This is a genomic window from Kitasatospora sp. NPDC057692 (assembly GCF_042799475.1).
GTDB lineage: Bacteria > Actinomycetota > Actinomycetes > Streptomycetales > Streptomycetaceae > Kitasatospora.
Window position 1 is genome coordinate 71,014 of sequence record NZ_JBHVIV010000009.1, and the last position, 20,085, is coordinate 91,098.

At 73.9% G+C, this 20,085-nt stretch carries 15 protein-coding genes and 1 tRNA gene; 14 read left to right on the forward strand and 2 right to left on the reverse strand.

What is annotated here, in order from left to right; genetic code table 11:
* Positions 1-86: 86 nt before the first annotated feature.
* Positions 87-947, forward strand: coding sequence for a fumarylacetoacetate hydrolase family protein (locus ACFVFS_RS08015; RefSeq protein WP_380621389.1), 861 nt, complete (start codon positions 87-89; stop codon positions 945-947).
* A gap of 63 nt (positions 948-1,010) precedes the next feature.
* On the opposite strand, the gene ACFVFS_RS08020 is transcribed toward ACFVFS_RS08015, so the two are convergent.
* Positions 1,011-1,760, reverse strand: a complete 750-nt coding sequence (locus ACFVFS_RS08020; protein WP_380621391.1) for a TetR/AcrR family transcriptional regulator — start codon at positions 1,758-1,760, stop codon at positions 1,011-1,013.
* Between the two features lie 239 nt (positions 1,761-1,999).
* Between ACFVFS_RS08020 and ACFVFS_RS08025 the strand changes: the two genes are divergently transcribed.
* The 5 genes from ACFVFS_RS08025 (at position 2,000) to ACFVFS_RS08045 (ending at position 8,262) form a co-directional block, all read left to right on the forward strand.
* The gene (locus tag ACFVFS_RS08025; protein ID WP_380621393.1) at positions 2,000-2,719 is read left to right on the forward strand and encodes a rhomboid-like protein; all 720 of its coding nucleotides are present in this window, start codon (positions 2,000-2,002) and stop codon (positions 2,717-2,719) included.
* Between the two features lie 63 nt (positions 2,720-2,782).
* Positions 2,783-4,507, forward strand: coding sequence for a DUF885 domain-containing protein (locus ACFVFS_RS08030; protein WP_380621395.1), 1,725 nt, complete (start codon positions 2,783-2,785; stop codon positions 4,505-4,507).
* Positions 4,508-4,805: 298 nt separating this feature from the next.
* Positions 4,806-6,263 carry an MFS transporter gene (locus tag ACFVFS_RS08035; protein WP_380621521.1) on the forward strand — a complete coding sequence of 486 codons (1,458 nt, stop codon included), beginning with the start codon at positions 4,806-4,808 and terminating at the stop codon, positions 6,261-6,263.
* A gap of 242 nt (positions 6,264-6,505) precedes the next feature.
* Positions 6,506-7,465, forward strand: coding sequence for a trypsin-like peptidase domain-containing protein (locus ACFVFS_RS08040; protein WP_380621397.1), 960 nt, complete (start codon positions 6,506-6,508; stop codon positions 7,463-7,465).
* Positions 7,466-7,563: 98 nt separating this feature from the next.
* Positions 7,564-8,262 carry a hypothetical protein gene (locus ACFVFS_RS08045; protein ID WP_380621399.1) on the forward strand — a complete coding sequence of 233 codons (699 nt, stop codon included), beginning with the start codon at positions 7,564-7,566 and terminating at the stop codon, positions 8,260-8,262.
* Positions 8,263-8,397: 135 nt separating this feature from the next.
* Here the strand turns inward: ACFVFS_RS08045 and ACFVFS_RS08050 are convergent.
* Positions 8,398-8,469 (reverse strand) — tRNA-Arg (locus ACFVFS_RS08050).
* Between the two features lie 158 nt (positions 8,470-8,627).
* On the opposite strand from ACFVFS_RS08050, the gene ACFVFS_RS08055 reads away from it, so the two are divergent.
* The 8 genes from ACFVFS_RS08055 (at position 8,628) to ACFVFS_RS08090 (ending at position 20,038) form a co-directional block, all read left to right on the forward strand.
* Positions 8,628-9,074: a response regulator gene (locus ACFVFS_RS08055; RefSeq protein ID WP_376091384.1), complete on the forward strand. Its 447-nt coding sequence runs from the start codon at positions 8,628-8,630 to the stop codon at positions 9,072-9,074.
* Positions 9,075-9,147: 73 nt separating this feature from the next.
* Positions 9,148-10,809: an arginine--tRNA ligase gene (gene argS / locus ACFVFS_RS08060; protein WP_380621401.1), complete on the forward strand. Its 1,662-nt coding sequence runs from the start codon at positions 9,148-9,150 to the stop codon at positions 10,807-10,809.
* Between the two features lie 87 nt (positions 10,810-10,896).
* Positions 10,897-12,291: a diaminopimelate decarboxylase gene (lysA, locus tag ACFVFS_RS08065; RefSeq protein ID WP_380621403.1), complete on the forward strand. Its 1,395-nt coding sequence runs from the start codon at positions 10,897-10,899 to the stop codon at positions 12,289-12,291.
* 138 nt (positions 12,292-12,429) lie between these two features.
* A complete protein-coding gene (locus ACFVFS_RS08070; RefSeq protein ID WP_380621405.1) occupies positions 12,430-13,722 on the forward strand; it encodes a homoserine dehydrogenase in 1,293 nt (430 codons plus the stop codon).
* A gap of 9 nt (positions 13,723-13,731) precedes the next feature.
* Positions 13,732-14,829 (forward strand): threonine synthase, encoded by a 1,098-nt coding sequence (gene thrC / locus ACFVFS_RS08075; protein ID WP_380621407.1) that lies wholly within the window; start codon positions 13,732-13,734, stop codon positions 14,827-14,829.
* 358 nt (positions 14,830-15,187) lie between these two features.
* Positions 15,188-16,120, forward strand: a complete 933-nt coding sequence (gene thrB, locus ACFVFS_RS08080; RefSeq protein ID WP_380621409.1) for a homoserine kinase — start codon at positions 15,188-15,190, stop codon at positions 16,118-16,120.
* Between the two features lie 581 nt (positions 16,121-16,701).
* The gene (gene rho / locus ACFVFS_RS08085) at positions 16,702-18,795 is read left to right on the forward strand and encodes a transcription termination factor Rho (protein ID WP_380621411.1); all 2,094 of its coding nucleotides are present in this window, start codon (positions 16,702-16,704) and stop codon (positions 18,793-18,795) included.
* Positions 18,796-18,934: 139 nt separating this feature from the next.
* Complete coding sequence (locus tag ACFVFS_RS08090; RefSeq protein WP_380621413.1) at positions 18,935-20,038, forward strand: LCP family protein; 1,104 nt, start codon at positions 18,935-18,937, stop codon at positions 20,036-20,038.
* Positions 20,039-20,085 lie beyond the last annotated feature (47 nt).

Below are 20,085 nucleotides of genomic sequence, written 5' to 3' on the forward strand. Positions count from 1 at the left end.
GGCGGCCCGTTGATATACCTCGCAGGCAGCAGCCGGTGCGGGCCCTCACCGCGCCGGCGATCGACGAATCAGGAGGTGGGGATCGGATGAAGCTCCTCCGTGTCGGCCCGCCGGGCGCCGAACGCCCGGCCGCGCTGGCCCAGGACGGCACCGCGTACGACCTCTCCGGGGTGACCGCGGACATCGACGGCGGCTTCCTCGCCGGGCTGGAGGGCGACGCCCTGGCCGGGCTGGCCGCCCGGGTGGCCTCCGGGCGGCTGCCGGTGGCCGAGCTCGCCGGGCAGCGGATCGGCCCGCCGGTGATCCGGCCCGGCAAGGTGGTCGGGATCGGCCTCAACTACCGGGACCACGCGGCCGAGGCGGGCGCGGCGATCCCGGACGAGCCGGTGATCTTCCTCAAGCCCGGTTCGACGGTGGTCGGCCCGTACGACGAGGTGCTGGTGCCGCGCGGCGGAGAGAAGACCGACTACGAGGCCGAACTCGCCGTGGTGATCGGCCGCACCGCCCGCTACCTGGAGGACCACGCGGCGGCGGCCGCGGTGATCGCCGGCTACACCATCGCCAACGACGTCACCGAGCGCGCCTTCCAGTTCGAGCGCGGCGGCCAGTGGGACAAGGGCAAGTCGGCGGAGACCTTCACCCCGCTCGGGCCATGGCTGGTCACCCCCGACGAGGTGGCGGACCCGCAGCGGCTGTCGCTGCGGCTGTGGGTGAACGGGGAGCGGCGCCAGGACGGCTCCACCGGGCGGATGGTCTTCCCGGTGCTGGAGCTGGTCCGCTACACGAGCCGGTTCATGGTGCTGGAACCGGGCGACGTGATCATCACCGGCACCCCGGCCGGGGTCACCCTCGGCCGCCCGGGCACGCCCTACCTCGCGCCCGGAGACGTCGTCGAGATCGAGATCGACGGCCTCGGCCGGCAGCGCCAGGTCCTCGGCAAGGCGTAGCGCGGGCCGCGGTCCCGACCCTTGGCACGGGGGTCGGGGGCCGGGGCACGACCGGAGCCCGGCCTACGCGTCCGTCGCTCCCAGCACCGCCCGCAGCCGCGCCGTCCGCGGTGAGTCCGGGCCCTCCAGCGCCAGCAGCGCGGCCAGCACCTCGGCGGTCTGCGGGTCGTGCAGCGCCGTCGCCGCCGACATCGCCACGAACTGGTCCACCAGCCACTCGCGCAGCTCGTCCACCGGCAGCGCCCGGCCCTCGTCGAGCCAGCTCAGCGAGGCCCCCTCGACCACCGCGATCCACGAGCGCACCAGCAGCGTCAGCCGCGGCCCGGCCTGCCGCACCCCGAGGTGGCGCAGCGTCCGGCGCAGCGCCGCCCGCCGGACGTCGTCCACGATCGCCGAGGTGCGGGCCGTCTCCACCACCGATCCGCCGCGCAGCAGCGCCGAGTAGCCGGCGTCGTGCTCCGCGACGAAGGAGAAGTAGTGCTCCAGCACGGCGGACAGCTGCTGGGTCGGGGTCCCGGCGGGCGGCACCGTGAAGCGGTCGGTGAGCTCCTGGGCCGCGCTGCGCAGCGCGGCCTCGTACAGCTGCTGCTTGCCGCCCGCGAAGTAGCGGTAGACCAGCGGCCGGGACGCCCCGGCGGCCTGCGCGACGTCGTCCAGCCCGACCTCCTCGGGCGGCCTGCGGGCGAACAGCTCCAGCGCCACCGCGATCAGCTGCTCGCGCCGCTGCTGCACCGGCAGCCGCCGGTACCCGGCGCGCCGCGGCCGGGCCGCGGGGTCGGGGGCGGGCGGGACGGGCGCTGGGCTGGCTTCCATGGCGGTCAGCGTAACGGCCCCGGGCCGGATCGGAGCCGGGTCTGCACCGATCTTCCGAACGCGCGTTTGTGCCCGTCCGGGGCCCGCGCGGGGCCTGTCCGGGGCGCGCGCGGGGCTCGTACGGGGCGCCCCGCGCGAGCCCCCGCCGTCCGGTCGGACGGCCCGTTCCGGGAGGCGCCCCGCCGGGCCCCGCCCGAGGATGGGACGCAGCACGCCGCCGCACCGAGGAGGCCCGCCGGATGGCGCAGACGCTGGACCGGCCGCCCCGGGCGCGCCGGCTGCGCGGGGCACCGCGCGCCCTCCTGGCGTGGATCGGCTCGGCGCCCGGCACCTACCTGTGGCTGCTCCTCCTCGCGGTCACCAGCCTCGCCGTGGCGCGGATGGACCAGCGCACCCTGGACTGGTTCCTGGCCGCCCGCTCGACCAATCTGGAGCACCTGCGCTCGCGCCCGGTGCACGCCCTGGTGGCCAGCGCGCTGTGGACCGGGACGTCGAGCTGGCCGCTCTACGCCGTGCTGTTCACCCTGTTCCACGCCAACGCCGAGCGCTGGCTGGGCACCGCGCGCTGGTTCGTGGTGGCCGCGACGGCGCACGTGCTGGCGACCCTGGTCAGCGAGGGCGTGGTGGCCTGGGGGATCGTCCGGGGCACCCTGCAGCGGAGCATGGCCGGGACGGTGGACGTCGGCGTCTCCTACGCGCTGGCCGGGGTGGCGGCCGTGCTCACGTACCGCCTCGCCGGCGGCTGGCGGTGGCTGTACGGCGCCGGGGTGGTGGTCTTCCACCTGGTGCCGCTGGTGGTCTCGCACACCTTCACGGACCTCGGGCACATCAGCGCCGCGCTGATCGGCCTCGCCTTCTTCCCCTTCGCCCACGGACGACCCGTCTGGGACCCGGGCCGGGCGCTGCGGCGCCGGCGGCCGCGCCGCCCGCGCGGCCGACCCCGCCGATCCGGGGCTTAATTGGCCGGTCCATGCCATCCTGAGGGGGCTTGCAAACGGCGCCGGCCGCGCCATGATGGCCGGATGGTTGAACTGATCAGCTCCGACGGCACCACACCCCGACGTGTCGCCGACACCTATGTACGGGACCTTGCCGAGCTCGACCCGCTGACCGCGGTGTACCTGGGCCTGAACCCGGAGGACGACCGCCTCCCCGACCTCTCCCCGGCCGGCGCCGAGGCGATCGCGGACCTCGGCCGCACCGCCCTGACCCGGCTCGACGAGGCCGAGGCGGCGCTCGACGCGGCCGAGGCGGCCGGCTCCCCCCGCGACGAGGCGGAACGGCGCTGCGCCCGCCTGCTGCGCGAGCGGCTCACCGCCGAACTCGCCGTCCACGACGCGGGCGAGCGCTACCGGGCCGTCCACAACCTGGGCTCCCCGGTGCACAACCTCCGCGACGTCTTCATCCTCATGCCCACCGACACCGAGGAGCAGTGGGGGATCCTCGGCCGCCGCCTCGCCCGGGTGCCGGAGGCGCTCGCCGGATACCGCGCCACCCTCGCCGAGGGCATCGAGCGCGGCCTGTTCTCCGGCCCCCGCCAGGTCACCACGGTGACCGGCCAGCTGGGCGAGTGGCTGGTCGGGGACGCCCCCGGCGGCTGGTTCGGCGAGCTGGTCCGGGAGGCCCCCGAGACGCTGCGCGAGGAGCTGGCCGGGCACGCCGCGGCCGCCGCCGAGGCGCTCGCCGCCCTGCGCGACTGGCTGCGCGACGTCTACGGGCCGGCCGGCGCCGACGCCCCCGACACCGCGGGCCGGGAGCGCTACGGCCGCTGGGTGCGCTACTGGACCGGTGCCGACCTCGACCTCGACGAGGCCTACGCCTGGGCCTGGCAGGAGTTCCACGACCTGCTCGCCCAGATGCGCACCGAGGCCGAGAAGGTGCGGCCCGGTGCCGAGCCGATGGAGGCGATGAAGTGGCTGGAGAGCGACGGCCCCGCGCGGGTCGGCGCCGAGGCCGCCCGGGAGTTCCTCCAGGGCCTGATGGACGGCGCGATCGCCGACCTCCAGGGCACCCACTTCGACCTGGCCGAGCCGATCACCCGGGTCGAGTCCCGGATCGCCCCGGCCGGCGGCGCCGCGGCGCCGTACTACACCGCCCCGTCGCTGGACTTCAGCCGCCCCGGCCGGACCTGGCTGCCCACCCTGGGCCGTGAGCGGTTCCCCGAGTGGGACCTCGTCTCGACCTGGTACCACGAGGGCGTCCCCGGCCACCACCTGCAGCTCGCGCAGTGGAACTACGTCGCCGACCGGCTCTCCACCTACCAGGTCAGCCTCGGCGGGGTGAGCGCCAACCTGGAGGGCTGGGCGCTGTACGCCGAGCGCCTGATGGACGAGCTCGGCTACCTCACCGACCCGGGCCACCGGCTCGGCTACCTCAACGCGCAGATGATGCGGGCGCTGCGGGTGATCGTCGACATCGGCATGCACGCCGGCCTGGACTTCCCGGCGGACTCCCCGTACCGCGCGGGGGAGCCCGTCTCGCCGGAGGCCGCGCGCGAGTTCTTCGGCCTGTACTGCGGGCTGTCCGCCGACTTCCTGGACAGCGAGCTGGTCCGCTACCTGGGCCTGCCCGGGCAGGCGATCGGCTACAAGCTGGGCGAGCGGGCCTGGCTGCGCGGGCGGGCGGCGGCCCGGGCGGCGCACGAGGCGCGCGGCGAGGTGTTCGACCTCAAGGCCTGGCACATGGCGGCGCTGTCGCAGGGCTCGCTGGGCCTGGACGACCTGGTCGCGGAGCTGTCCGCGCTGTAGCGGTCGGCGCTGCCGGCGGTCGTCGGCCGCAGGCGGCGAGGCCCCCGGGGACGGTCCCGGGGGCCTCGTGCCACGGTCCCACACCCCTGGTTCTTTGGTCCTGGTTCGACCGGTTTGTCCAATATTTTCCTTGCCATTCGACGCTGTGAGCGTTTGGCTGGAAGGCGACTGCGTGACCTCTCCGCACCCCTCCGGAAAGGCGCCCCCAGTGTCTGTCCAAGCCCAAGCCGCCACCGGTCACGGAGCGGCGGACTCCCGCCGCTGGTGGGCGTTGGCGGTCATCGCCATCGCCCAGCTGATGATCGTCCTCGACATCACGATCGTGAACATCGCCCTCCCGTCGGCCCAGAAGGACCTCGGCATCTCGGACGCCGACCGGCAGTGGGTGATCACCGCCTACACGCTGGCCTTCGGCGGACTGCTGCTCCTCGGCGGCCGGCTCGGCGACCTCTTCGGCCGCAAACGCGTCTTCATCATCGGCCTGCTCGGCTTCGCCCTCGCCTCCGCGATCGGCGGCGCCGCCAACGGCCCGACCATGCTGTTCGCCGCCCGCGCCCTGCAGGGCGCCTTCGGCGCGCTGCTCGCCCCCTCCGCGCTGGGGCTGCTCTCCACGACCTTCTCCGATCCCCGGGAGCGGAGCACCGCCTTCGGCGTCTTCGGCGCGATCGCCGGCGGCGGCGCCGCGATCGGGCTGCTCCTCGGCGGCGTGCTCACCGAGTACCTGAACTGGCGCTGGTGCCTGTTCGTGAACACCCCGATCGCGGTGGTGACCGCCTTCGCCGCGTTCTCCGTGCTGACCCGCGACCACATCGCCAAGGGCACCCGCACCAGGCTCGACCTGCCCGGCGCGCTGCTCGGCTGCGGCGGTCTGCTCGCCATCGTGTTCGGCATGTCCGAGGCGGTCACCCGGGGCTGGGGCGACGGACTGGTGCTGGGCTCGCTGCTGTTCGGCGTGCTGCTGCTGGCGGTGTTCGTCCTGGTCGAGCGGCGGACGCCGCACGCGCTGCTGCCGCTGCACATCGTCGCGGACCGGAACCGGGGCGGCGGCGCCCTCTCGATCGGCCTGGCGATGATCGGGATGTTCGGCCTGTTCCTGTTCCTGACCTACTACCTCCAGGTGATCAAGCACTTCTCGCCGGTGATGTCCGGCGTCTCCTTCCTGCCGATGACCGCCGCCATCATCATCAGCTCGACCGGCTTCGCGGCCCGGCTGATGACCAGGGTGCCGTCCCGCAACCTGATCGGCCCCGGGCTGCTGCTGGCCGCCGCCGGCATGGCCTGGCTGACCCAGATGCGGGTGGACAGCCCCTGGGCCGGCATGGTGCTGCCCGCCGAACTGCTGCTCGGCTTCGGCATGGGCCTGGTCTTCATGCCGTCGATGAGCCTGGCCACCCTCGGCGTCGCCCCCAACGAGGCCGGCGCGGCCTCGGCCACCATCAACTCCGCCCAGCAGGTCGGCGGCTCCTTCGGCACGGCCCTGCTGAACACCATCGCGGCCAGCGCCACGGCGAGCTGGCTGGCCGCCCGCGCCGCCGGCGCCGGGAACCCCGCGGTCCAGGCCGAGGGGGCCGTGCACGGCTACGTGGTGGCCACCTGGGTGGCGATGGGCATCCTGCTGCTGGCCTCGGCGATCGCGTTCCTGATGATCGACCACCGGCCGGCGCCGGGGGAGGCCGCCGGCACCACCGAGGCCGCCGCGCAGGCGCCGCAGACCCAGGCGCAGACCACCGCCCACCAGCGCCAGCGCGCCCAATGAGATCCGCCGCGCACCGCGACGGGCCGGCGGCGGCGCCCGGTTCCGGGGCCGCCGCCGGCCGCGTGCGTCCGGCCCGGCCCGGTGGCCGCGCCTCCGCCCGCACCGGGGCCGGGGTACTGTGAGCGGGCCGTCGACCGGCTGAATTCTCATCGCGTTCCCAGCGGCGCATCACCGCCCTCCCAGTTCGGGAAGCCATAGTCGGTTCCCGTACCGCCGCCGACCAGGGCAGGAGCCGACCGGGCATGGGCCAGCACCGCCGCCGCACCTCTCGACACCGCCTCCTGGCCCCGACCCTGGTCACCACGACGCTCTCCGCGCTCACCGTGGCGGCCGTGGTCGTCGGCACCCACAGCGTGGCCCCCAAGGCCACCGCCGTGGCCTCCCCGGAGACCACGGTGGCAACGGCCCCGGCGGTCCCGGTGGTTCCGGCGGAGCCCATGGAACCTGCGGACCCCGCGGACCCCGCGGAGACCGACGCCCCGGACGAGTCCCCGTCGCCCGCCTCCGGGTCCACCGCGACCGTGACCGTGACCGCGACCCCGAGCGACCCGCCGGGCACCACCGCCACCGCCCCGGCCACCCCCGAGGCCGCCACCGTCGGCGCCCTGTTCTCCGGCACCGTCGGCCCCGGCGGCCACTTCTGCACCGCCAGCGTGCTGCACAGCGCCGCCGGCAACCTGCTGCTCACCGCCGCCCACTGCGTCGAGGACCCGGGCGGTGTCACCTTCGCCCCCGGCTACCGCGACGGCCGGGCCCCGTACGGCACCTGGCGGGTCACCGCCGTGCACACCACCGCCGGCTGGTCCCACGACGGCGACCAGGACGAGGACTTCGCGGTCCTGGAGACCGCCGCCGACGCCTCCGGCCGCCGGATCGAGGACGTGGTCGGCGGCAACACCCTCGGCGCCGACGAGCCCTTCGGCACCGACGTCCGCCTCTACGGCTACCCCGCCACCTCCGAGCGCCCCCTGCTGTGCACCAACACCACCGGCCGGCAGAGCGCCTTCCAGCGCGTCGTCGACTGCCCGGGCTACCCGGGCGGCACCAGCGGCGGCCCCTGGATCTCCACCGCCACCGGCCACGTCGTCGGCGCCATCGGCGGCTACCAGCAGGGCGGCGACACCGACGACACCTCGTACAGCGCCTACTTCGACCACACCGTCGAGGCCCTCTGCGCCGAGGCCGTCGCCGCCGCCACCTGACCGCCGGACGCCGCCCGGAATCCGGTTCGACCGGCGGACCGCGCTGTGGGAGGCTCTCCGCGCACTGACCACTCGTGTTGCCTTGGGGGGCTTCCACCGTGCGCCGAACCACCGTCCTCGCCGCCGCCGCGACCACCGCCGTCCTCGCCCTGCTCACCGGCTGCCGGGGGGACGACGCGCCCGCCGGGGACGCCGCCGCCTTCGACCCGGCGGAGGCCGTGGCGAAGGCCGGCCAGGAGCCGTACGCGGTCACCGTGGACGTCGTCCGCGCCCCCGACGGCGACGCCGAGCCCGTCGTCCTCACGGCGCGGCAGAACCTCAACACCCTGTTCACCGGCCGCTGGCAGGGCAAGGAGGCGGACGGGACCCTGCGGGAGAGCGTCACCACCGCGGACGCCGAGTACCTGCGGGGGCACGACGCCACCGGCACCTGGCTGAAGACCCCGCGGTCCGCCGAGGTCTCGGACTTCGACTACAACGAGTACGCCAGGCTGCTGCTGGCCCAGGGCCCGTCCGCCCGCAAGGGCATGGAGACCAGGGACGGCGTGCCGACCTACCACCTCGCCGGCCACCTCGAAGCGGCGCAGTTCGCCGACGCCGCCCCGTCCGTCCACCGCGCGCTGACCAGGTCGGGGATCACCTCCCTGGACCTCGACCAGTGGATCGACGCCCAGGGCCGCACCCGCCACGTCGACGAGAGGGTGGTCGCCGACGGGGAGAAGGTCGCGATCACCCTGGCCTTCAGCGACTTCGGCCCCGCCGAGACCTTCGCCGCGCCCAGCCCCGTCGCCGACTGAGGCCCCGGGGCGGCGGAGCAACTCCGCCGCCCCGGGCGCGGGTTGGCGACGCCCGGGCGCGGCCGGAAAACGAATCAGGCCCAGTCCGGTGGCAACTCGCCACTGGCCTGGGCCTCTTCGGCACTTCTTGCGAAGTGCCCCCGGTAGGATTCGAACCTACGCACCCGCCTCCGGAGGGCGGTGCTCTATCCCCTGAGCTACGGGGGCTTGCTCTGCTGTTGTCGCCGCGTTCGCTTCGACGTGGAGAACACTACCAGGCCCGCGGCGTGCTCCGTGCACGGGTTTGCGCGGGCGGGGTCGGGCGGGGTCGGCGGAAGTCCGCAAAGACCGGACGGGGCGGCGGGGCCGCCGATACCCTCGGTGAGGTGTCGGGAGTGTCCGGGCGGGTCCTCGTGGTGGACGACAGCGAGGTGATCCGCCAGCTGATCAGGGTCAACCTGGAGCTCGAGGGCTTCGAGGTGGTGACCGCCGCCGACGGTGCCGAGTGCCTGGAGGTGGTCCGCCGGGTGAAGCCCGACGTGGTGACGCTGGACGTGATGATGCCGCGGCTGGACGGCCTGCGGACGGCGGCCCGGCTGCGGGCGGCGCCGGGGACCAGGCTGCTGCCGATCGCGATCGTGAGCGCCTGCACGCCGGCCGACCTGGACCTGGGTGAGTCGGTCGGGGTGGACGGCTACCTGGGCAAGCCCTTCGACCCGGCCGACCTGGTGGCGCTGGTGCGGCGGCTGGTGGAGCTCGGCCACCGCGGAGCCCCGGACGCGGCGCCCGACGGGTTTCGCCCTCAGCGAACAGACGGGAGCGATCGGGGCTGACTGCCGGGGCCGGACGTCTCAACCGGTAAACCGAGTGGCGGGTGCCCTCCCCCTCTCGCCTACGCTTGGCGTCGTGACCCCCGCAGAGCTTTCCCAGGCAGTCCAGGCCGCAGTGAGCGCCGCCGTCGAGGCGGGCGAGCTGGCCGTCGCCGTGCCCGAGCACGTGACGGTCGAGCGGCCCAAGAACAGGGACCACGGCGACTACGCGACCAACGTGGCCCTCCAGCTCGCGAAGTCGGCCGGCCGGCCGCCGCGAGCCGTTGCCGAGGTGCTGGCCGACCGCCTGCGAGGGATCACCGGCGTCGCCAAGGTCGACATCGCCGGTCCGGGCTTCCTGAACATCACCCTGGACACCGCCACCGCCGGCGCGCTGGCGCGCACCATCGTCGAGGCGGGCGAGGCCTACGGCCGCAACCAGGACCTCGCCGGTCTGAAGATCAACCTGGAGTTCGTCTCCGCCAACCCGACCGGCCCGATCCACATCGGCGGCGTGCGCTGGGCGGCCGTCGGCGACTCCCTGGCGCGCGTCCTGCGGGCCTGCGGCGCCGACGTCACCACCGAGTACTACCTCAACGACGCCGGCGTGCAGATCGGCAAGTTCGCCGCCTCGCTGCAGGCCGCCGCGAACGGCCGCGAGGTGCCGGAGGGCGGCTACGTCGGCGAGTACATCGTCGACATCGCCAAGGCGATCACCGGGGCCGTCCCCGGCCTGCTGGAGAAGTCCGAGGAGGAGCAGCTCCAGGTCTTCCGCGCCGAGGGCCTCGACCTCATGGTCGCCGAGATCAAGCGCTCGATGGACGAGTTCGGCACCCACTTCGACGTCTGGTTCTCGGAGCGGTCGCTGCACGACTCCGGCGCCGTCGGCACCGCGATCGACCGGCTGCGCGAGCAGGGCCACGTCTTCGAGCAGGACGGCGCCGTCTGGCTGCGCACCACCGACTTCGGCGACGACAAGGACCGCGTCCTGGTCAAGGCCGACGGCGACACCACCTACTTCGCCGCCGACGCCGCCTACTACCTGTCCAAGCGGGACCGCGGCACCGACGTCGCGCTCTACATGCTGGGCGCCGACCACCACGGCTACGTCAACCGCCTCAAGGCCATCGCGGCCTGCGCCGGCGACGACATGAACCACAACATCGAGGTGAGGATCGGCCAGTTCGTGAAGATGCTTCGCGACGGCGAAGAGGTCCGCATGTCCAAGCGGGCCGGCAACATCATCACGATCGACGACGTCGTCGAGTGGATCGGCGTGGACGCGGCCCGCTACACCCTGGCGCGGTCCTCCACCGACTCCACCATCACGCTCGACATCAACATCCTGACCAGCCAGACCAACGAGAACCGGGTGTACTACGTCCAGTACGCCCACTCGCGGATGTGCGCGGTCCAGCGCAACGCCGACGAGCAGGGCATCTCGCGCGGCGCGGCCGAGGACTTCAAACCGGAGCTGCTGGCCACCGAGTGGGAGTCCGACCTGCTCGGCCACCTCGGTGAGTTCCCGCGCGTGCTGGCCTCGGCCGGCGAGCTGCGCGAGCCGCACCGCGTCGCGACGTACCTGGAGGACCTCGCGGCCAAGTACCACCGCTTCTACGACAACTGCCGCATCCTGCCGCGGGGCGACGAGGAGGTCACCGACCTCACGCACGCCCGGCTCTGGCTCGCCGACGCGACACGCACGGTGATCGCGAACGGTCTGACGCTGCTGGGCGTCTCGGCGCCCGAGCGGATGTAGGCACCACCCCCATGTGCACAGCGGGGGCGGCGGACGGTCAACGGGGACCGTCGCCGCCCCTCGCCATAGGTCGAGGGAACCAACGACATGTCTCGCTCCGCACACCCCGCAGGCCCCCGGCACGGCGACGTGCTGCCCGAGGGCCACTACCAGGCGCCGCCGAGCGACCTGAACGCGCTCGACCCCAAGGTCTGGTCCCGGACCGTCACCCGTGACGCCGAGGGCGTGGTCACCGTCGGCGGCGTCGACGTGAAGAGCCTGGCCGCCGAGTTCGGCACCCCGGCGTACGTCATGGACGAGGCCGACTTCCGGGCCCGGGCGCGCGCCTGGCGCGAGGCCTTCGGCACCGGTGCCGACGTCTTCTACGCGGGCAAGGCCTTCCTCTCCAAGGCGGTCGTCCGCTGGCTGCACGAAGAGGGCCTCAACCTCGACGTGTGCAGCCCGGGCGAGCTGGCCGTGGCGCTGGCCGCCGGGATGCCGCCGGAGCGGATCGCGCTGCACGGCAACAACAAGTCCGTGGACGAGCTGGAGCACGCGGTGAAGTCCGGGGTCGGGCACATCGTGGTCGACTCCTACGAGGAGATCGAGCGCCTGGCGGCGATCGCCGGCCGCCAGGGCGTGCGGCAGCCGGTGCTGATCCGGATCACCGTCGGCGTCGAGGCGCACACCCACGAGTTCATCGCCACCGCGCACGAGGACCAGAAGTTCGGCCTCTCGCTGACCGGGGGAGCGGCCGCCGAGGCCGTCCGCCGGGTGCTGGCGCACGGCGCGAGCCTGGAGCTGCGCGGCATCCACTCGCACATCGGCTCGCAGATCTTCGACACCGCCGGCTTCGAGGTGGCCGCCCGCCGGGTGGTCGGCCTGCTGGCGCAGATCCGCGACGAGCACGGCGTCGAGCTGCCCGAGATCGACCTCGGCGGCGGCCTGGGCATCGCCTACACCAGCGAGGACGACCCGCGCGAGCCGGCCGAGATCGCGGCCGCGCTGGCCGAGATCGTGCGCCGCGAGTGCGCCGCCGCGAACCTCACCGCCCCCCGGCTGAGCGTGGAGCCGGGCCGGGCGATCGTCGGACCGACCGCGTTCACCCTGTACGAGGTCGGCACGGTCAAGCCGCTGGAGGGCCTGCGCACCTACGTCAGCGTGGACGGCGGGATGTCCGACAACATCCGCACCGCGCTGTACGACGCCGAGTACTCGGTGGCCCTGGTGTCGCGCACCAGCGAGGCCGAGCCGATGCTGGTCCGGGTGGTCGGCAAGCACTGCGAGTCCGGCGACATCGTCGTCCGGGACGCCTTCCTGCCGGCCGACCTCGCCCCCGGCGACCTCGTCGCGGTGCCCGCCACCGGCGCCTACTGCCGCTCCATGGCGAGCAACTACAACCACGCCCTCAAGCCCCCCGTGCTCGCCGTCCAGGACGGCGCGGCCCGGGTGATCGTCCGGCGCGAGACGGAGGAGGATCTCCTGCGTCTCGATATCGGATGACGAAATCCTTGTCTCAGATCATGGAACGACCGTAGATCCGTACGGAAAGTCCCGGAGACTGGTGGGAACCGAAAGTCCGGCGGGCCCCGAAAAACCCGCCGGATCGACCGAAGCACGATGAATGCAGAGCGGAGTCGGATGATGCGTACGCGGCCGCTGAAGGTGGCGTTGCTGGGCTGTGGTGTGGTGGGCTCCGAGGTGGCGCGCATCATGACGACAGACGCCGCCGACCTCGCCGCGCGCATCGGCGCGCCGGTCGAGCTCGCCGGCATCGCGGTGCGCCGGGCGGGGCGCCCCCGCCCGGGGGTGCCCGAGCACCTGCTCACCACCGATGCCGAGGCCCTGGTCAACCGGGGCGACATCGACGTGGTGATCGAGGTCGTGGGCGGCATCGAGCCGTCCAAACACCTCATCCTGTCGGCGTTCGAGAAGGGCGCCTCGGTGGTCAGCGCCAACAAGGCGCTGCTGGCCAAGGACGGCACCGAGCTGCACGCGGCCGCCGCCGCGGCCGGCGTGGACCTCTACTACGAGGCCGCGGTGGCCGGGGCGATCCCGCTGCTGCGCCCGCTGCGCGAGTCGCTGGCCGGCGACCGGGTCAACCGGGTGCTGGGCATCGTCAACGGCACCACCAACTTCATCCTCGACAAGATGGACACCACCGGCGCCGGGTACTCGGAGGCGCTGGAGGAGGCCACCGCGCTCGGTTACGCCGAGGCCGACCCGACCGCCGACGTGGAGGGCTTCGACGCCGCCGCCAAGGCCGCGATCCTGGCCGGCATCGCCTTCCACACCAAGGTGACCGCGGCGGACGTCTACCGCGAGGGCCTCACCGAGGTCACCGCCGCCGACATCGCCTCCGCCAAGGCGATGGGCTGCGTGGTCAAGCTGCTGGCGATCTGCGAGCGGGCCGCCGACGGCGAGTCGGTCACCGCGCGCGTCCACCCGGCGATGATCCCGCTGTCGCACCCGCTGGCCTCGGTCCGCGAGGCGTACAACGCGGTGTTCGTGGAGGCCGAGGCGGCCGGCCGGCTGATGTTCTACGGCCCGGGCGCCGGCGGCGCGCCGACCGCCTCCGCGGTCCTCGGCGACCTCGTCGCGGTCTGCCGCAACAAGCTCGCCGGTGCCACCGGCCCCGGCGACTCGGTGTACACGCGGCTGCCGGCCAAGCCGATGGACGAGGTCGTCACCCGCTACCACGTCAGCCTGGACGTCGACGACCGCGCGGGCGTGCTCGCCCAGGTCGCCTCCGTCTTCGCCGAGCACGGCGTCTCGATCGACACCGTGCGCCAGCAGGGCCGCGACGGCGACGCCTCGCTCGTCGTGGTCACCCACCGGGCCTCCGACGCCGCGCTGTCGGCGACGGTCGACAAGCTCCGCGCACTCGACAGCGTGCGCGACGTGGCCAGCATCATGCGGGTCGAAGGGGAATAGGAACAGATGATGAGCAGCGTTGCCGAGAACGCCGCCCGTGGCACCCACACCCGCCAGTGGCGGGGCCTGATCGAGGAGTACCGGGACCGCCTGCCGGTCAGCGCGGCGACCCCGGTGGTCACCCTGCTGGAGGGCGGCACCCCGCTGGTCCCCGCCCAGGTGCTCTCCGAGCGCACCGGCTGCGAGGTCTACCTCAAGGTCGAGGGCGCCAACCCGACCGGGTCCTTCAAGGACCGCGGCATGACGATGGCCATCTCCAAGGCGAAGGAGGACGGCGCCCAGGCCGTCATCTGCGCCTCCACCGGCAACACCTCGGCCTCCGCCGCCGCGTACGCGGTGCGGGCCCGGATGGTGTCGGCGGTGCTCGTCCCGCAGGGCAAGATCGCCCTGGGCAAGATGGGCCAGGCGCTGGTGCACGGCGCGAAGATCCTCCAGGTGGACGGGAACTTCGACGACTGCCTCACCCTTGCGCGTGAACTGTCCGAGAAGTACCCGGTGGCGCTGGTCAACTCGGTGAACCCGGTCCGGATCGAGGGCCAGAAGACCGCCGCCTTCGAGATCGTCGACATGCTCGGCGACGCGCCGGACATCCACGTGCTGCCGGTGGGCAACGCGGGCAACATCACCGCGTACTGGAAGGGCTACCGCGAGTACGCGGCGGACGGCCTGGCCACCCGCACGCCGCGGATGTGGGGCTTCCAGGCCTCCGGCTCGGCGCCGATCGTCGACGGCGCCCCGGTGCTCAAGCCGCAGACCATCGCCACCGCGATCCGGATCGGCAACCCGGCCTCCTGGGACTACGCGCTCGCCGCGCGGGACGAGTCGGGCGGCCTGATCGACAAGGTGACCGACCGTCAGATCCTGTCCGCCTACCGCCTGTTGGCCTCCCAGGAGGGCGTCTTCGTGGAGCCCGCCTCGGCCGCCTCGGTGGCCGGTCTGCTGGCCAAGGCGGAGGCCGGCCTGGTCGACCCGGGCCAGCGGATCGTCTGCACCGTGACCGGCAACGGCCTCAAGGACCCGGACTGGGCGGTGGCCGGCGCGCCGCAGCCGCAGATCGTCCCGGTCGACCCCGAGACCGCCGCCCGGCGCCTGGGCCTGCTCGACTAGACCCCCACCGCCGCGGGGGGGATCAGCCCCCACCGGGCCGACCCTTTCGGGGGTCGGCCCGGTTCGCGTTCTCGACTGACACTTTTGTGTCAATTCACCGGCGCATTCCGATCCGATTCCCGCACGCATTCCGGCCAGAACCGGCAACACACCAGACCGAAGGCCCACGGGGTGTACCGCTGTGGAACCTCTCTTCGATACTCTGGGTCCGGCCGTGTGGCACATGCCCCGGGTCCGGCCCCATCGCGGGCCGCACCACCGACTGTGACCGTCCGCCCCGGCCGGGGCCCGCGGCCCGCTCCCCACCCTCGCACCGACGCGCTTCGCGCCGCCCGATTTCCCCAGGAGAGTCCACCGCATGGCCGGTCCTGCGTTCCGTGCCGCCGCCGTCCGGGTCCGGGTTCCCGCGACCAGCGCCAACCTCGGCCCGGGTTTCGACGCCTTCGGACTCGCGCTGGGTCTGTACGACGACGTGGTCGTCCGGGTCGCCGACTCCGGGCTCTCCGTCGACATCGCCGGCGAGGGCGCCGACACGCTCCCGCGCGACGAGCGCCATCTGCTGGTCCGCTCGATGCGGGCCGCCTTCGACCGCCTCGGCGGCCAGCCGCGCGGGCTCGAAGTGGTCTGCGCCAACCGGATACCGCACGGCCGTGGCCTGGGCTCCTCGTCCGCCGCGATCTGCGCCGGCATCGTCGCCGCCCGCGCCGTCACCATCGGCGGCCCGTCCGCCCTGGACGACGACGCCCTGCTGGCCCTCGCCTCCGAGCTGGAGGGCCACCCGGACAACGTGGCGGCCTGTCTGCGCGGCAACTTCACCGTGGCGTGGACCGAGGAGGACACCGCCCGGGCGATCGCCCTGGAGCCGTCCGCCGAGGTCGTCCCGGTGGTGTTCGTCCCGGCCACCGAGGTGCTCACCGAGACCGCCCGCGGCCTGCTGCCCAGGACCGTCCCGCTGGCCGACGCCGCCGCCAACGCCGGCCGGTCCGCGCTGCTGGTCGAGGCGCTGACCCGGCGGCCGGACCTGCTGCTGACCGCCACCGAGGACCGGATCCACCAGGACTACCGGGCCTCCGCGATGCCGGACAGCGCCGCGCTGGTGGCCGCGCTGCGCACCGAGGGCGTGCCCGCGGTGATCTCCGGCGCCGGCCCGACCGTGCTCGCCCTCACCGACGAGGCCGGCGTGCAGAAGGTCCTGGGCTTCGCCGGCGACCACGGCGGCGGCCCGGTGTTCGCCGCGCACCGGCTCGAACTGGACCGCACCGGCGCCACCGTGCTCCCGCTGGGCGTCTGAGCACGCCGTTCGGGCCGGACCGTCCGGACACGATTGGCAAGCGCAAGGCTGGGGAATGTCTGAGGGGGTCGGTAGTGTTAACCTCATTGCTGCACCAGGTGCCCTCCGGGGCTCGGTGCGCCGCGTCCCGATCCCAGCACTCCGCACCAGCGGAGTCCCGGCGATGTACGGGGCGACGATTCTCCGGGAGCCCACCGCAGCGCGTACGCAGCCTGCCTGCGCGACTTGCGGCCGCATCCCGAAGCCGTGACGGCACCTGACTCCCACCCGCGGCCTCCCACCTCGAGGCCAGGACGGGCGGAGCACGGGCCACCGTCACGCGACGGGGGCCCGGGATTCGCAGGCAGCGTGGGGGCGCCTCCCGGCCGGCGGCCGGGGGGAGGGTCGGTGCACGACCGTCCCGCCACGCCACTCAGCACCACCGTGCTTCAAGCACCGCACCTCGCAGCTCTCTCCCGACTGGCACCCAGCGCCATTCGGGGGATCACCGCCTCGGACCGACGCAGTCGAGCGTTGGTCAGGACAGCACAACCGGTCGCCGAGCCAGACAGGCCGACGTCCGCTCCAGGGAAGGACCCTTAGTGAGCGACACCACCGATCTGATGGGCGCGCGCCCGGACGCCGACGCGTCCGACGCAGCCGCCGCACCCGCGGCCCCGGCGCGGCGCCGTCGTACCGCCGCCGCGGGCCTGGACGGCATGGTCCTGGCCGAGCTGCAGAAGCTCGCCGCGGACCTGGGCATCACCGGTACCGGACGCATGCGCAAGAGCCAGCTGATCGAGACCATCAAGGAGAAGAGCGGCGGTGACCCGCTGCTCGCCGGCGCCGGCGCCGCCGCCGCTCCGGCCGCCAAGCGCGCCGCCAAGGCGGAGACCGCCGAGCCGGCCGAGAAGCCGGCCCGCCGCACCACCAAGGCCGCCGCCCGGGCCGAGGCCCCCGCCGCCGACGAGGCGCAGGCCCAGATCGAGATCCCGGTCCAGGCCGCCGCCGAGACCGCCGCCGCGCCGGCCCGCGCCGAGCGCACCCGCCGCCGGGCCACCTCGGCCGCCGGCGCCCCGGCCGCCGAGGCCGCCGCCGAGGCGCCCGCCGCCGTGGTGACCGAGGCCAAGCAGGCCGAGACCCGCACCGAGGGCGCCCGCGCCTTCGAGGGCCGCGAGGAGGGCCGCGAGACCCGCCGCGACCGCCGCGAGCGCCGCGACCGCCGCGAGGGCGGCGAGCGCGAGGGCCGCCAGGAGACCGCCGAGGCCCAGGCCGGCCAGGACGGCGACGGGCGCGAGTCGCGCCGCGACCGCCGCAACCGCCGCGACCGCGCCGACCGCCAGCCCCAGCAGCAGGGCGGCGCCCAGGGCGAGGCCCCGCAGGGCCGCCAGAGCGGCGGCCAGCAGGCCCAGCCGCAGGCGCAGCAGCAGGGCGGCTTCGAGGACGACGAGTACGGCGACGGCCGCCGCGGCCGCCGCGGCCGCTACCGCGACCGCCGGGGCCGCGGCCGCCGCGAGGGCTTCGAGACGACCGGTGGCCCCGAGCCGCAGATCGGCGAGGACGACGTCCTGATCCCGGTCGCGGGCATCCTCGACATCCTCGACAACTACGCGTTCGTGCGCACCTCCGGCTACCTGCCGGGCCAGAACGACGTCTACGTCTCGCTCGCCCAGGTCCGCAAGAACGGCCTGCGCAAGGGCGACGCCATCACCGGCGCGGTGCGCCAGCCGCGCGAGGGCGAGCGCCGCGAGAAGTTCAACGCCATGGTGCGGCTGGACTCGGTCAACGGCATGGACCCGGAGAGCGGCCGCGGCCGCCCCGAGTTCAACAAGCTGACCCCGCTCTACCCGCAGGAGCGGCTGCGCCTGGAGACCGACCCGGGCGTGCTGACCACCCGGATCATCGACCTGGTGTCGCCGATCGGCAAGGGCCAGCGCGGTCTGATCGTCGCGCCGCCGAAGACCGGCAAGACGATGGTGCTGCAGGCGGTCGCCAACGCGATCACCCACAACAACCCCGAGTGCCACCTGATGGTCGTCCTGGTCGACGAGCGTCCGGAAGAGGTCACCGACATGCAGCGGTCGGTGAAGGGCGAGGTCATCTCCTCGACCTTCGACCGCCCGGCGGAGGACCACACCACCGTCGCCGAGCTGGCCATCGAGCGCGCCAAGCGCCTGGTGGAGCTGGGCCACGACGTGGTCATCCTGCTGGACTCGATCACCCGCCTGGGCCGCGCCTACAACCTGGCGGCGCCGGCCTCCGGCCGCATCCTGTCCGGTGGTGTCGACTCGACCGCGCTGTACCCGCCGAAGAAGTTCTTCGGCGCCGCGCGCAACATCGAGAACGGCGGCTCGCTGACCATCCTGGCCACCGCGCTGGTCGAGACCGGCTCGCGGATGGACGAGGTGATCTTCGAGGAGTTCAAGGGCACCGGCAACATGGAGCTCAAGCTCGACCGGAAGCTCTCGGACAAGCGCATCTTCCCGGCCGTGGACGTGGACGCCTCCAGCACCCGCAAGGAGGAGATCCTGCTCGGCGGCGAGGAGCTCGCCATCGTCTGGAAGCTGCGCCGGGTGCTGCACGCGCTCGACTCGCAGCAGGCGATCGAGCTGCTGCTGGACAAGATGAAGCAGACCAAGAGCAACGCCGAGTTCCTGATGCAGATCGCCAAGACGACCCCCGGGTCGGGCGACTGACGCGGCAGGACGCGTCGAAGCACCCGGGCCCCGGACCGCGCGAGCGGTCCGGGGCCCGCTGCCGTTTCCGGCGCGTTTGTTCCCGACTCGCGACAGTTGGGGGACTTTTCGGCATCTTGTCCGATTTACTCTGGACCGTATGGCCGAACACAAGAGGGTCCCGAGCCGCCGTCGCAAGGTCCTGCGCGCGGTCGCGTGCGCCGTCGCCGCGCTCGCCGTCCTCGGGGCCGGCGCGGCCGGGTACGCGTACCTGCGGCTGGACGGCAACCTCAGGAGCGTCGACATCGACTCCCGGCTCGGCACGGCCCGCCCGCCGGCCGCCGATGACGGCTCCTTCAACATGCTGGTGCTCGGCTCCGACTCGCGCTCCGGCGGCAACGCGGGCCTCGCCGGCGGCGACACCGGCGGCACCGCCCGCGCGGACACCGCGATGGTGGTGCACGTCAGCCAGGACCACTCCCGCGCCGACGTGGTGTCCATCCCGCGCGACACCCTCGTCCCGCGGCCCGAGTGCACCGACGCGAAGGGCGGGGCCGTGCCGGCCGCCAAGCGCGCGATGTTCAACAGCGCCTACGAGGCCGGCGGCGCGGCCTGCGCGGTGAAGACCGCGGAACAGCTCAGCGGGCTGCGGATGGACCACTACGTCGAGGTGGACTTCGCCGGCTTCGCCCGGCTGGTGGACGCGATAGGCGGGGCCACCGTGACGACCACGGTGGCCATCCACGACAAGGACAGCGGCCTGGACCTCCCGGCCGGCGAGCACCACCTGGACGGGCAGCAGGCGCTCGCCTTCGTCCGCACCCGGCACGGCGTCGGCGACGGCAGCGACCTCGGCCGGATCGAACTGCAGAAGCAGATGGTCCGCTCGCTGCTCAAGCAGGTCGGCGGCGCCGGACTGCTGACCGACCCGGTCAAGCTCTGGTCGGTCGGCGACACCCTGACCCGCTCGATCACCACCGACTCCGCGCTCGCCTCGGTGAACTCGCTGGTCGGGCTGGCCCAGGAGCTCAAGGGCATCGGGCCGGACCAGCTCGCCATGGTCACCCTGCCGGTGGTGGCGGCGCCGGGCGACCCGGACCGGGTGGTCCAGCAGCAGCCCCGGGCGGACCAGCTCTGGGCGGCCCTCAAGGCCGACCGGCCGGTGCCGCAGGCGGTGGTCGCCGACCAGCCGCAGAACCCCGCCCAGGCCGCCCCCACGGCGCCCGCCACGGCCCCGGCGAAGACGCCCGCCAAGCGGCCGTGAGACGGCGGGGGAGCCCCGGAGGGGGCCCGGAATATCCCGGAGCGCCC